We start from the raw sequence: 13,366 nt of genomic DNA on the forward strand, positions 1-13,366 counted from the left end.
CTTTCTTAGGAGCTAGACATGAGTCAATTATTTGAGCCATTAACGATAGGCGCTTTAACGCTGCCTAACCGCGTTGTTATGGCGCCGCTTACGCGTATGCGCGCCAGTGCAGGCGATGTGCCCAGTGATATTTCGGTGACTTATTATCAGCAGCGTGCTGGCGCTGGCTTAATCATCACTGAGGCCTCGCAAATTTCGCCACAGGGCAAAGGCTATATGCAAACGCCAGGTATTTATTCTCCTGAACAAGTTGCCGGATGGCAACGCGTGACCAGTGCCGTGCATGAGGTCGGTGGTCATATTGCTATGCAGCTTTGGCATGTTGGGCGCATTTCGCACAGCAGCTTGCAGATCGATAATCAGCCGCCAGTGTCGGCTTCTGACTTGCCTGCAAGAACAAAAACTACCGTGCTTGGTGCTGATGGTAAGCCTGAGCGTGTGCCCTGTAGCACGCCACGCGCCTTAGCACTGGAGGAAATTCCTGAGCTAATTGCGAGCTATGTGCATGCCACACGCGCATCTCAAGAGGCTGGCTTCGACTATGTTGAAATTCACGCCGCGCATGGCTATTTGCTGCATCAGTTTCAATCCACAGAAAGCAACCATCGCAGCGATGCTTATGGCGGCAGCTTGGAAAATCGCGCTCGTTTAACGTTGGAAGTACTGGATGCGGTGATTGCCACGTGGGATGCCGATCGCGTTGGTATTCGTATTTCGCCGATGGGCAATTTTAATGCTCTTGATGATTCCGAAGGCGAGGCCATGGGCCTGTATTTGGCCGAAGAATTTACGAAACGCGGTATTGCTTTTTTGCATTTGTCCGAGCCTGATTGGGCTGGTGGTCCATTGCTGAGCGATCGCTTTCGTATTGCCCTGAGAGCGCGCTTCCCTGGCGTGATTATCGGTGCTGGTAATTATACGAAAGAGAAGGCGTCTATCTTATTGGGCAAATCGTTGATTGATGCGGCGGCGTTTGGGCGTCCGTATATTGCCAATCCAGATTTGGCTGAGCGTTTGCGTTTGGATGCCTCGCTGAATGAGCAGCGGCCAGAGCTGTTTTATGGTGGTGGGGCTGAGGGGTATACGGATTATCCGACTTTAGCTGGGTAGGGCTTTAAATACGCTGTTTGGCGGGGAGTAAGTGGGTCGCCCGCTACGCTTCGCTATTCGCGGGGGACCCACTTACTCCCCGCGAAACAGCTGCGCCACATCAGCACCAAGGTCGTTGGGCCGAAGCAATATGCCTACATAGCGCAGCGTAGTAGGCGCCCAATGGCCGTCTAGCTAATCTAGCAACAATCTTGAAGCCAAAAAAAGGCCCGAATCATCGGGCCTTTTTCACAACAACTTTCGTCAAACCATTAAGCAATCTGCATATTCTGCAACGCAGCAATACGCTTCTCTAATGGCGGGTGCGACATAAACAGCGACGCAATGCTAAAGCCTTCGCGCTTACCAGCGGTGATGGCCATTGCCGTCATTTCTGCAGGCATTTGATCTGGCACTTCATGTTCACGTTGCAAAGCACGCAGCGCGTTAATCATCGACTGGCGGCCAGCTAGGCGAGCACCGGCCTCATCAGCACGGAACTCGCGGTAGCGTGAGAAGTACATCACGATGGTGGAGGCGAGAATGCCAAGCACGATGTCAGCCACGATGCTGGTGACAAAATAGGCGATGCCTGGGCCTTCTTCATTTTTAAACACCACGCGATCGACAAAGTTACCGATGATGCGCGAGAAGAACATCACGAATGCGTTAACTACGCCTTGGATCAGCGCGAGGGTGACCATGTCGCCGTTGGCAACGTGACCAATTTCGTGGCCTAAAACGGCGCGCACTTCATCGCGATTCATGCGTTGCAGTAGGCCAGAGGAGACAGCAACGAGGGCATCGTTTTTGTTCCAACCAGTCGCAAAGGCATTGGATTGATAGCTGGGGAAAATACCGATTTCTGGCATTTTGATACCGGCTTTCTGTGACAGCTCAGTAACGGTTTCAAACAGCCATTTTTCTTCGTTGGAGCGCGGGGTTTCGATCAGTTGCACGCCCATCGAGCGTTTAGCCATCCATTTCGATAGCAGCAGCGAGACTACCGAACCTACCATGCCAAAAACGAAGCACATAATGAGCAGGTTGCCCAATTGCAAGGTATTGCCTGCGCCATGTGTTGAACCCACGCCTAGTAGGCTGAGTACAACACCAGCAACCACCAAGACGGCTAAGTTGGTGAGCAGGAACAAGAAGATGCGTAACATGGGCTTTTAAGCTCCTAGATAGTTGGAATCAGTAGTTAACTTAGGGGCGCAAGATGATGTTTTCAAGTCATCCCGCGCTTATTTTGTGTCAGGTGTTTGCTAATAGCGCATCGGTGCCATGACGGCGGCGATAATCGGCTAAAAAACGAGCTAAACGATTGACGGCTTCGATCAACTCTTCGCGGTGTGGCAAAAACACCACGCGGAAATGATCAGGGTTAGGCCAATTAAAGCCTGTGCCTTGCACTAGCAGCACACGTTCGGCATTTAGCAATTCCAGAATAAACGCCTGATCATCCTTAATGGGATAAATCGCGGGGTCTAAACGTGGGAATAAATACAGCGCGCCTTGAGGCTTCACGCAGCTTACGCCGGGGATGTCAGTGAGCATTTTCCACGCCAGCTCGCGCTGCTCGTATAGGCGTCCACCAGGACGGATCAAGTCGTTGATACTTTGATAGCCGCCTAGTGCCGTTTGAATGGCAAATTGTGCTTGCACATTGGCGCACAGACGCATGGAGGCGAGCATATCTAAGCCTTCGATATAGTCGGCGGCTTGTGCCTTAGCACCACTGACCATCAGCCAGCCAGAGCGGAAGCCTGCGACGCGATAGCTTTTTGATAGGCCATTGAAGGTGATGCAGAGCAAATCATTGGCAAGCGTGGCAATGGAGATGTGATGCGCCTCGTCGTATAGAATTTTGTCGTAAATTTCATCGGCAAAAATGATTAGCTGATGCTTACGCGCCAACGCCACAATGCCCTCAAGAATCTCTAGCGAATACACTGCGCCAGTCGGGTTATTGGGGTTGATCACCACAATGCCACGGGTTTTTGGCGTGATTTTGCGCTCGATATCGGCTAAGTCTGGGAACCAGCCATTGTCTTCATCGCAGAGATAATGCACGGCATTGCCGCCAGCGAGGGTGACGGCAGCAGTCCATAGCGGATAGTCTGGCGCTGGCACTAGCATTTCGTCATCGTTATTCAATAAGGCCTGCATGGCCATGACGATAAGCTCAGATACGCCGTTGCCGATGTAAATATCGCCGACATCAACGCCGCGTAAACCTTTGGTTTGATAGTAGTGCACGACCGCTTTACGCGCAGCAAATAAGCCTTTTGAGTCGCAATAACCAACGGCATTAGGCAAATTGCTAATGACATCGGAGAGAATTTCTTGAGGCGCTTCAAAGCCAAACGGCGCAGGGTTGCCAATGTTTAGCTTAATGATGCGGTGACCTTGCTCTTCCATTACGTTGGCGGCTTTCAATACCGGCCCACGAATGTCGTAGCAGACGTCTTTGAGTTTTAGCGATTTCGAAATGGCCATGAGCGCTCACACCTACAAATTAAGCACCCATTCTAGTGCAAATCCGTAGCGCTGTTGATATTGGCGGCTAGAGAATTCATCATCGAAAATGGGCTTTCATGTTAAAACACTAAATTATGCTGCTTAGGCATATTGAGTTTTTTGCCTTGGCCCGACTAATAGGAGTTAGCTCATTATGAAAAAAACTGAGGCGCAGTGGCGCGCAGAACTTAGCGAAGATGAGTTTCGCATTACCCGCGAAAAGGGCACTGAGCGGGCTTTTACGGGCGAATATAACGGCTGCAAGGCCGATGGCATTTACGCCTGCCGTTGCTGCGGTGAAGCTTTGTTTGACGCATCAACAAAGTATGATTCGGGCTCAGGTTGGCCCAGTTTCTATCAGCCGCAAATGTCTAGCGCTGTAGCGGAGCACAAAGACAGCAGCCATGGTATGACTCGTGTAGAAGTCACTTGCCAAGCTTGTGACGCTCATCTTGGCCATGTTTTCCCTGATGGCCCAGCGCCAACAGGCCTACGCTATTGCATTAACTCGGCATCGTTAACACTTAAGCCACGCGATTGAGCGCGGCACACTCTCACTAATTAGGATAATAAATGAGTACTTTAGGCGATTTTTCAGCAAAACGAATTGATGGCGAAACCGTGTCATTAAAGGATTACGAAGGCCGGGTGGTTTTGGTCGTAAACACAGCGAGCAAATGTGGTTTCACGCCGCAGTTCACTGGCTTAGAGGCTGTATTTCAGCGCTTTCATGACAAAGGCTTTGTTGTACTGGGCTTTCCCTGCAATCAGTTTCTAAACCAAGACCCCGGCAGCGATAGCGATATTGCCCAATTTTGCAGCCTCGATTACGGCGTGACCTTTCCGATGTTTGCCAAGATCGACGTCAATGGCCCAGATGCGCACCCACTATTTCAGCACCTAACCCAAGCCGCACCGGGCCTGCTCGGCAGCAAAAAAGTGAAGTGGAATTTCACTAAGTTTTTAGTCGGTAAAGATGGCAAGGTGATTGATCGTTATGCACCCACCACCAAGCCCGAAGACTTGGTTGCAGATATCGAAAAAGCCTTGGCAAGCTGAGCTTATAGCCCAGCAATCGCCTCGCTTTCTGCCCAAAGACGTTCAGCTACGGCGGCGTTTTTGGACTCACTCGACGTCATGGCCTTTTTACGGCGCACAAAGTATTGGCCGTGATGATGCTCGGCCTCAGTTGCTAGCGCTAGCCATATGGCGGTATCGGCACCTTGTTTAGGGCTGATTAACACTTTATCGACCAGCCATTGCGCCGGTGCCGGTAATTCACGCCAAATGCCAGTAGCGACGCCGCCTGGATGGAAAGCATTGACGCGAATGGAGCTGCCTTGCAGCTGAGTAGCGAGCGTGCGGGCATAAACTAAGTTGGCCAATTTCGCGCTGCCATAGGCGGCAAAATCACTCCAATAACGACTTGGGTTTTCATAGCGCTTAGCGTTTAAGTGGCCGGCCCAATGAGCAACTGAGCTGGTGACTACGACGCGTGCAAGGCTGGTCTCACCCAAGCGCGGTAAAAGATGCTGCATGAGACGGAAATGACCGAAATGCATCGTGCCCATCATACTTTCAATGCCGTTATCGAGCTGGCGCAGACCGCGGGTAAAACTACCGGCGTTAAGCATGACGGTATCAAGTTCGGGCAGAGTGCTAAGCACGGTCAGCGCGGCGGCATCGACTTGAGTGAAATCGGCGAGATCAAGTGCAATGGCATGTAGTTTGGCATCTGGGTGTTGGCGGCGAATATCGATTATTGCGGCCTCAGTTTTTGCTAAGTCGCGTGCAGCAATGGCAACTTCATGGCCAGCGGCGGCAAAGGCTTTAACCATTTCGAGGCCAATACCGCTATTGCCTCCGGTAACTAAAATTTGACGCGATGCCTCTGTCATATGTTTCGTCCTGCACCAGTCGTAAATGTGTAACAACGCTGAGAGCATTTGCAATACAGCGCTGTAAGTTCGACGATACTACGATATAACAGGCCATTGAGCATCTACGGGTGGAGTGATTCATAGTGGTAATTGGTATTTTTGGTGCAGGCAGTGTCGGCTGTTATTTAGGCGGATGTTTGATGGCGGCGGGTACTGAAGTGGTCTTAGTGGGTCGCTCCTCTCGCCGCGATGAACTGCGCGAGCACGGCTTGCGTGTAAGCGACTATATGGGCCGTGAACATAAATTCGATACGGTGAAAGTGGCCACTGATGCCTCTGCGTTGAGTGCAGTCGATGTGGTGTTAGTCACCGTGAAGTCTGCCGATAGCGCACAAGCTGCGGTTGATTTAGCGCCACACCTGCGCGACGGCACTTGGGTGGTGAGCATGCAAAATGGCATTGATAATGCTGCTACTTTAAGTCGTGGCTTGCAGCGCTGCCGTGTGGTGGCAGGCATGGTGCCATTTAATGTGGCGCGGCGTGCACCGGGCGTATTTCATCAGGGTACCGAAGGCTATCCTGCAATTGCGCGCGAAGTGGGTTTGCAAGCGCTGATTGCCAAGTCATTTACCAAGGCAAAGCTTACCTTGCAATGGCATGACGATATGAGCGCAGTGCTCTGGGCCAAGCTGCTACTGAACTTAAATAATCCAATCAATGCCTTATCGGGCCGTCCTTTAAAAGAAGAGCTGTCGCTTTGGTCCTATCGTCGCTGTTTGGCGATGGCGCAGCGTGAGGCCTTGGATCTGTTGAGAAAAGCTGGGATTAAGCCTGCACGATTAACGCCATTAGCGCCGCAGTGGATTCCGCGGCTTATGTCATTGCCAGATTTCTTCTTTTCGCGCCTTGCGCATAAATTGCTCGAAATTGACCCCGTGGCGCGCTCATCCATGTGGGAGGATTTTGAGTCTGGTAGACGCACCGAGATCGATTGGATTAATGGCGAGGTGGTGCGCTTAGCTGAGCGTTTGGGGGAGGTCGCCCCAGTTAACAAGCAGCTCGTACGCTTAGTGCGAGATGCCGAACAGGGCGGTTTGCGGCAGTGGGATGGTTCCGCACTATTACTCTCGCTAAAAGCGGCGGCCGACAGCGCTTAAACGCATATTGCATGATGGGAGCCTTGACACAACGACGACTGGCTCCCTACCATCCGCGCCGCAGCGTTTGCTGTTGCCTCGTGAGCTTATTCAAGCATCGCGCTCGACGTCCCCATCGTCTAGAGGCCTAGGACATCGCCCTTTCACGGCGGTAACCGGGGTTCGAATCCCCGTGGGGACGCCACTTACGCCTTAGACTTCGCCCTTGTTATGATGACCGGCAGCTACATTCTGAACCGTGCATAACTTGAGGTGCTCCCATGAAAGAAATTGCCCACGCAAGTGTGAAAAACTGCCGCCCAGCGTATCGCCAAGAGATTAGTGCGGGTGGCTTTGCCATGCTTTCTGATGAGCCCGTAACTGCCGGCGGCCAAGGCGTAGGGCCTGCACCTTATGATTATATTTTGGCGGGCTTAGGTTCTTGCACCAGCATTACGCTGCAGATGTATGCCGACCGCAAGGGTTGGGTGCTGGACGATTTGCGCGTTGAGCTGAAGCTGAGCAAGGATGAGCATGGCGATACGTTTATTGAGCGTATTGTCTCTTGCAAGAATGCGTTGACGGTAGAGCAGTGGGAAAAGCTGCTGAATATTGCCGGTAAAACACCGGTCACTCGCACCATGTTGACGGGTGCTAAAATCAGCACAACTCATCTGCCTTAAGGCTTTTTTGTGTTGAAAACGCAGATGCCTACTGGCGGTGCTGTGCGTTATTGTTCGTAGCCAATGCCAGTGTGAAATCACTGCGACGAATTAATGCATAACGCAAAGAATTGAGCTCCGATATGAAGTCAATATATGCGATATTTCATATATATGATTTTTCAGATATCATCCTGAGAGTTGACGAAGCCAATCGGTTTGGCAGGAGTGATGGCATTGCAAAATATAGACAACAAAGGCGCTCAAGCACAGTTGGCGCCAGTCACCTTATTTAAGTGTTTGGCCGATGACACGCGCGCTCGAATGATGAGCTTAATCACGACGGAGCAGGAGCTTTGTGTGTGTGAGCTGACCTGTGCCTTGGATGAAAGCCAGCCCAAGATATCTCGACATTTAGCTCAGCTTCGAGCCTGCGGCCTGCTTCTAGATAGGCGTGCCGGCCAGTGGGTGTATTACCGCCTTCATCCAAATTTGCCAGCCTGGGCTTGTGAGATCGTAAGCATCGCAGCAAAAGCGCAACGACAGATGCTCAAGATGGATGCAGAGCGATTACAAGCCATGGGTGACCGCCCATTACGCCAAGAAACATGCTGCTAAATAACGTAGAGAGAGACCGGTGAATATACTTTTTATTTGTACCCACAATCGTTGCCGCAGCATTTTGAGCGAAGCAATCGCAAACCATCTTTCGGATGGACGCATTACGGCCTATAGCGCGGGTAGTCAGCCAGCGGGTCAAGTACACCCATTAACGCTGAAGTACCTTGAGCAGCGGGGAATAGCGATTGATGGCTTAAAAAGCCAGTCATGGGATGTGTTTACTGAGGCTGTGACTGATGTCGTGATTACGGTCTGTGATAATGCCGCCAACGAAGCATGCCCGCTGTGGTTTGGTGACACGGTCAAGGTGCATTGGGGGCTGCCAGATCCGTCAAAAATGACTGGCTCAGATGAAGCTATCAAGGCTGAGTTTTTTGCGGTGATGGACACCATTGAGCAACGCATTAATGCCATGTTAGCGCTCGACTTAGCGGTGCTTTCGGCAGATGAGTTGAGTAATGCATTAAACAAGATTGCTCAGGAGGCGTGAATCATGGGCTTTTTTGAACGCTATTTATCATTATGGGTAGCTTTGTGTTTGCTGGCTGGTGTGCTGCTAGGCAGCTGGGTTCCTGAGGTATTTCAGGCGGTAGCTGCACTAGAAATGGCGCATGTGAACCTGCCCATTGCTGCGTTTATTTGGCTGATGATCTACCCCATGATGGTGCAAATTGATTTTGCCGCTATTAAGGCCGTGAGGAAGCAGCCGCAGGGGTTATTACTGACCATCGTTATTAATTGGCTAATTAAGCCAATTACCATGGCGGCGTTAGGTTGGCTTTTTTTCAGAGTTATTTTTGCCGACCTTGTCGATCCGCAATCCGCTACTGAATATATCGCCGGCATGATTTTATTGGGTGTTGCGCCGTGTACAGCAATGGTCTTTGTTTGGAGTCAGTTAGTAAAGGGCGATGCGAATTACACGCTAGTTCAAGTCTCACTGAATGACTTAATCATGATAGTCGCATTTGCCCCGATAGCTGCTTGGCTGCTCGGTGTGAGCAATATTATCGTGCCGTGGGATACGTTGATGCTGTCGGTGTTGCTCTATGTGGTGGCGCCATTATTAGCTGGCGTACTAACACGTCGTTGGCTGCTTTCAACAGGCTCAACAGAGCGTCTGAATACATTTCTGCAAACAGTGAAACCGTTGTCGATTATCGGCTTACTGGCGACCGTTATTTTGCTATTCGGTTTTCAGGCAGAGACACTCCTCACTAAACCAGAAATGGTCATGCTCATTGCCATTCCTTTGCTGATTCAAACCTATGGTATTTTTGCGCTAGCGTATGGAGCAGCCAAGCTCATGCGACTACCGCATCGCATTGCAGCGCCGGCGTGTATGATTGCCACGTCCAACTTTTTCGAACTAGCAGTAGCTGTAGCAATTTCACTCTTTGGTTTGCATTCAGGAGCGGCTTTAGCGACAGTGGTTGGTGTATTAGTTGAAGTTCCGGTCATGCTTAGTTTGGTGGCTTTCGCAAATCACACACGACATTGGTTCACAACATGATTGATTTATATACCGCATCTACACCAAATGGTTGGAAGGTCTCTGTTGTTCTTGAGGAGTTAGGCCTGCCTTATAATGTGCATGCCATCGACTTAATGAGCCAAGCGCAAAAGCAGCCTGAGTTTTTAGCGATTAATCCTAATGGCCGTATTCCAGCCATCATTGATCATGATCCTGCAGATGGTGGTGAGCCGATTACTGTGTTTGAGTCAGGCGCTATCATGGTTTATCTCGCCGAAAAAGCGGGCCGCCTGATGCCGCAAGACACGCGTGGACGTTTTTCCTGCTTGCAATGGCTGATGTTTCAAATGGGTGGTATTGGTCCGATGATGGGGCAGGCTAATGTGTTTTTTCGCTATATGCCGGAGAAAATTCCAACTGCCATTGCACGCTATCAAAATGAGTCACGTCGCTTGTTTGAAGTACTCGATCGTCGCCTAGGTGAGAGCGAATGGCTGGCGGGTAGTGAGTTCTCCATTGCCGATATCGCCAACTGGTGTTGGGTGCGCACCTATAAATGGTCTGGAGTTTCTGTTGAAGAGCTGCCAAACCTGCGACGCTGGCTCGATGCCATTAAAACGCGAGAAGCTTGCCTTAAGGGTGTAACGATTCCTCACCCCATGCCATCGCTAGATGATGATGGTGCTGAGGAAGCTAAAGCTAACTTCGTCAAAGGCGCACAAACCATGGTGCAACGTTAAGTATTGATTGTTTTATAAGCGAAATTTACGAAGCTGCCGACAATGCAACACGACAGCAACACTCGGCAGCAAATCTACTAACAACTAAGCTTCCTTCTCACTAAAGCGCGACAGATACCTACCGATAAAGGTTGCAGGATCAACCTATCGAGAAATTACAGGTATCGCGCTATGAAACTATTGATTGCCGACGACAGCAAAGCCATGCGACTGGTTATCGGCCATATGCTTCGTCAAGCCGGCTTTAAAGGTCATGACATCGTTGAAGCCGCCGACGGCACTGAAGCTTACGACGTCATTCATAAAGAAGACCCTGAATTAATTATTTCTGACTGGAACATGCCTGGCATGACCGGCATCGAAGTCTTGGAAAAAATTCGCTCCGAAGGCATCGATACCACATTTGGATTTGTCACCACGGAAGTAAGCCAAGAGATGCGTGCTTTAGCTGAGGGCGCGGGCGCGGCCTTTCTGATTGGCAAGCCGTTTACGCCTGATGATTTTGAACGCGCACTAGACGAATACTTGAGCTAAGGAGTAGCTCATGCATAAGTTACCTACCGTGGATGCTGTTGCGCTGACGCTAACGACTTTTTTGCGACGAAAGGTTCAGGTCGTTACTGCTACTCCGCCAGATCGCTTACCCATTTTGGGTTTGTATCGCTCGACTGCAGATCATAATGTGGCGTCGTGTGAGTGTGATGTGGCTTTCGCTGCAATTACCGCAGCTGCCTTCGCGCTTATTCCTGCTGCTGTGGCTCATGAGTCGGTAAAAGCTAACCAGTTAGATGAAAGCCTGCAAGAAATTTACGGCGAAGTGCTCAACGTCTTGTCGCGCTTATTTGCCGATACCGATGGCGTGCGCATCACGCTCTCTAGCACGACCTTCCCACCATCACCTCTACCAGAAAGCATGTCGCAGCGCCCAGCAGGCGGTGTTGTCAGCTTTGAAGTCAGCGTCGATGGCTATGGCAAGGGCTTACTTAGCTTAGGACTTTTGGAGGCAGTATGAGTCTAGACATGGACATGAGTGAGTTCCACGGCATCTTCTTCGAAGAAACCTCGGAGCACCTTGCCTGTCTGGAAACACTGCTGGTCGGGCTTGATCGTGGGCAACCCGATCCGGAGGTAATGAATGCTATTTTTCGTGCCGCGCACTCCATTAAAGGTAGTGCCAGTACTTTCGGTTTTCCTGACATGGCAGCGGTTACCCATGACTTGGAAACTCTTTTAGATAAAGCTCGCAAGGGCGAATTGGTGTTGACCGAAGAGATCGTCGATATCACCTTGGAAGCTCGCGATGTTTTGCTGGCTCAGCTTGATCATCACCAAGGCGCAGCAGCAGTTGCGCAATCGGTAGTTGATAGCTTGTGTGCCCGTGTTCGCGCCTTGGCATCTGGCACTACGTCGGTAGTTGCAGAGGCTGCTGCCGCAGTTGAAGTGGTAGATGTGGAGAAGCCCAAAGCCGCAGTCAAAGTCATTGAGTCTTCGTCTATTCGTGTCAGTGTTGAAAAAGTCGATCAGCTCATCAACCTAGTTGGCGAACTAGTTATCACGCAGTCCATGTTGGCACTCACCGAACAAAGCCCACTCAATGATGGTAGCGCCGATGCTGAGCGTTTACTTGAGCGCTTGCAGCAGCTAGAGCGCAACACGCGTGAACTGCAAGAAACCGTGATGAGCATTCGTATGTTGCCGGTGAGTGCGGTGTTTAATCGCTTCCCGCGCTTGGTACGTGACCTTGCTGGCAAGCTCGATAAGCAAATTGAGCTGCGCACTTTTGGTGAGTCCACCGAGCTTGATCGCGGCGTCATTGAAAAAATCACCGACCCGCTGACACACCTCATTCGTAATAGCGTTGATCACGGCATTGAATTGTCCGATGAGCGCGTTGCCGCCGGCAAACCGGCGAAAGGCATTTTGACCTTATCGGCGTATCACCAAGGCGGCAGTGTGGTGATCAAGATTCAAGATGATGGCAAAGGCTTTGATCGCGACCGCATCTTGGCGAAAGCCCGCGAGCGCAAAATTCCCTTGAGTGACACGCCGACAGATCAAGAAATTTGGAATCTGATTTTCGCACCCGGTTTCTCTACCGCCGATACCGTAACCGATGTCTCTGGACGTGGTGTGGGCATGGATGTGGTGCGGCGAAATATCGAAAACCTTGGCGGCCGTGTCGATCTGCAATCGGCGCCAGGCGTTGGCACCACCATCACCATTCGCTTGCCGCTGACCCTGGCCATTATGGATGGCATGTCGGTGGGCATCGGTGAGCAAAATTACATTGTGCCGCTAACAGCGATTATCGAATCGATGCGGCCATTGCCGAAAGACTTGAAATCATTAGTTGGTCATGACGGTAGCAAAGGCCGATTAGTGCTAGTTCGCGGCGAGTATTTGCCGCTGGTGGCATTGCACGAAGTCTTCAATATCGAGCCAAAAAGCGCAGAGCCTGAAAAAGGCATTCTGATCATTGTCGACACGGAAAGTGGCCGTGCAGCGCTATTTGTCGATGAGCTTTTAGGTCAGCGCCAAGTGGTGATCAAAAGCTTGGAATCGAACTATCGCAAAGTGCCCGGTATTTCAGCCGCAACCATTATGGGTGATGGCAGTGTGTCGATGATTTTGGATGTATCTGAGGCTGTTCGCTTAGGGCGGCGGCATGGTGTAGCGGCAGTAGCGATGGCGCAGGCTGTCTAGGGAGTTGGTATGGATATTTTACAGCGTGATAACTCAAAACCGAACACAGGGCATGAGTTTTTAACTTTTGCTTTGGGCGCTGAAGAGTACGGCATCGATATTTTAAAAGTGCAAGAGATACGCTGCTATGAGCGCGTAACGCATATTGTTAATGCGCCAGCGTTTATTAAAGGTGTGATTAATTTGCGCGGCATTATTGTGCCGATTATCGATTTACGCCTGAAATTTAACTTAGGCAGTGCCGATTACACCGCATTTACGGTGGTGATTATTCTTAATTTAAATTCGCGCGTGGTTGGCGTGGTGGTCGACAGCGTATCGGATGTGATTCAGCTCGAAACTGATGAAATTCGTGAAGCGCCCAGCCTAAGCAGCGTCGATTTAGATGCTCAATTTATTCGCGGTCTGGCCACGCTAAATGAGCGCATGGTGATTCTCATGGACATTGAAGCGTTGATGAGCAGCCGAGACATGGCATTAACAAATACACCGACGCCGGCTAGTGCCGACGCCGCCTGATTGGAACAAGGAGACACAT

General features: G+C 50.7%; 16 protein-coding genes and 1 tRNA gene. 14 read left to right on the forward strand and 3 right to left on the reverse strand.

What is annotated here, in order from left to right; all coding sequences use genetic code 11:
- Positions 1-18: 18 nt before the first annotated feature.
- A complete protein-coding gene (gene nemA / locus ACFQ0F_RS03320; protein WP_379069138.1) occupies positions 19-1,110 on the forward strand; it encodes an N-ethylmaleimide reductase in 1,092 nt (363 codons plus the stop codon).
- Positions 1,111-1,361: 251 nt separating this feature from the next.
- On the opposite strand, the gene htpX is transcribed toward nemA, so the two are convergent.
- Positions 1,362-2,258 carry a protease HtpX gene (gene htpX / locus ACFQ0F_RS03325; protein ID WP_340674980.1) on the reverse strand — a complete coding sequence of 299 codons (897 nt, stop codon included), beginning with the start codon at positions 2,256-2,258 and terminating at the stop codon, positions 1,362-1,364.
- 88 nt (positions 2,259-2,346) lie between these two features.
- Positions 2,347-3,591 (reverse strand): pyridoxal phosphate-dependent aminotransferase, encoded by a 1,245-nt coding sequence (locus tag ACFQ0F_RS03330; protein ID WP_379069141.1) that lies wholly within the window; start codon positions 3,589-3,591, stop codon positions 2,347-2,349.
- 175 nt (positions 3,592-3,766) lie between these two features.
- Between ACFQ0F_RS03330 and msrB the strand changes: the two genes are divergently transcribed.
- A complete protein-coding gene (gene msrB / locus ACFQ0F_RS03335) occupies positions 3,767-4,153 on the forward strand; it encodes a peptide-methionine (R)-S-oxide reductase MsrB (protein ID WP_340674982.1) in 387 nt (128 codons plus the stop codon).
- Positions 4,154-4,185: 32 nt separating this feature from the next.
- Entirely contained in the window at positions 4,186-4,671 is a 486-nt protein-coding gene (locus tag ACFQ0F_RS03340; protein WP_340674983.1) for a glutathione peroxidase, read from the forward strand.
- 2 nt (positions 4,672-4,673) lie between these two features.
- Here ACFQ0F_RS03340 and ACFQ0F_RS03345 read toward each other — a convergent pair whose 3' ends face one another.
- The gene (locus ACFQ0F_RS03345) at positions 4,674-5,510 is read right to left on the reverse strand and encodes an SDR family NAD(P)-dependent oxidoreductase (protein ID WP_340674984.1); all 837 of its coding nucleotides are present in this window, start codon (positions 5,508-5,510) and stop codon (positions 4,674-4,676) included.
- A 125-nt stretch (positions 5,511-5,635) separates the two neighbouring features.
- Here ACFQ0F_RS03345 and ACFQ0F_RS03350 point away from each other — a divergent pair, with 125 nt between their 5' ends.
- The 11 genes from ACFQ0F_RS03350 to ACFQ0F_RS03400 all read left to right on the forward strand — a co-directional run bounded on the left by ACFQ0F_RS03350 (position 5,636) and on the right by ACFQ0F_RS03400 (position 13,347).
- The gene (locus tag ACFQ0F_RS03350) at positions 5,636-6,649 is read left to right on the forward strand and encodes a 2-dehydropantoate 2-reductase (protein WP_379069146.1); all 1,014 of its coding nucleotides are present in this window, start codon (positions 5,636-5,638) and stop codon (positions 6,647-6,649) included.
- Between the two features lie 108 nt (positions 6,650-6,757).
- Positions 6,758-6,833 (forward strand) — tRNA-Glu (locus tag ACFQ0F_RS03355).
- Between the two features lie 76 nt (positions 6,834-6,909).
- Positions 6,910-7,311, forward strand: coding sequence for an OsmC family protein (locus ACFQ0F_RS03360; protein ID WP_379069149.1), 402 nt, complete (start codon positions 6,910-6,912; stop codon positions 7,309-7,311).
- Positions 7,312-7,614: 303 nt separating this feature from the next.
- Positions 7,615-7,908: a metalloregulator ArsR/SmtB family transcription factor gene (locus ACFQ0F_RS03365; protein ID WP_379072082.1), complete on the forward strand. Its 294-nt coding sequence runs from the start codon at positions 7,615-7,617 to the stop codon at positions 7,906-7,908.
- Positions 7,909-7,927: 19 nt separating this feature from the next.
- Complete coding sequence (locus tag ACFQ0F_RS03370; protein ID WP_379069152.1) at positions 7,928-8,401, forward strand: arsenate reductase ArsC; 474 nt, start codon at positions 7,928-7,930, stop codon at positions 8,399-8,401.
- 3 nt (positions 8,402-8,404) lie between these two features.
- Positions 8,405-9,424: an ACR3 family arsenite efflux transporter gene (gene arsB / locus ACFQ0F_RS03375; RefSeq protein WP_379069155.1), complete on the forward strand. Its 1,020-nt coding sequence runs from the start codon at positions 8,405-8,407 to the stop codon at positions 9,422-9,424.
- Positions 9,421-10,125 (forward strand): glutathione S-transferase family protein, encoded by a 705-nt coding sequence (locus tag ACFQ0F_RS03380; RefSeq protein ID WP_379069158.1) that lies wholly within the window; start codon positions 9,421-9,423, stop codon positions 10,123-10,125. The genes arsB and ACFQ0F_RS03380 overlap by 4 nt, the downstream gene beginning before the upstream one ends.
- 171 nt (positions 10,126-10,296) lie before the next feature.
- Positions 10,297-10,659 carry a response regulator gene (locus ACFQ0F_RS03385; RefSeq protein WP_379069160.1) on the forward strand — a complete coding sequence of 121 codons (363 nt, stop codon included), beginning with the start codon at positions 10,297-10,299 and terminating at the stop codon, positions 10,657-10,659.
- A 10-nt stretch (positions 10,660-10,669) separates the two neighbouring features.
- Entirely contained in the window at positions 10,670-11,137 is a 468-nt protein-coding gene (locus ACFQ0F_RS03390) for a hypothetical protein (protein ID WP_379069163.1), read from the forward strand.
- Complete coding sequence (locus ACFQ0F_RS03395; protein ID WP_379069166.1) at positions 11,134-12,828, forward strand: chemotaxis protein CheA; 1,695 nt, start codon at positions 11,134-11,136, stop codon at positions 12,826-12,828. Before ACFQ0F_RS03390 ends, ACFQ0F_RS03395 begins: the two co-directional genes overlap by 4 nt.
- 9 nt (positions 12,829-12,837) lie before the next feature.
- Entirely contained in the window at positions 12,838-13,347 is a 510-nt protein-coding gene (locus ACFQ0F_RS03400; protein WP_379069169.1) for a chemotaxis protein CheW, read from the forward strand.
- Positions 13,348-13,366: the final 19 nt, after the last annotated feature.

This window comes from Paraperlucidibaca wandonensis, assembly GCF_042677145.1.
Classification (GTDB): Bacteria; Pseudomonadota; Gammaproteobacteria; order Pseudomonadales; family Moraxellaceae; genus Perlucidibaca; species Perlucidibaca wandonensis.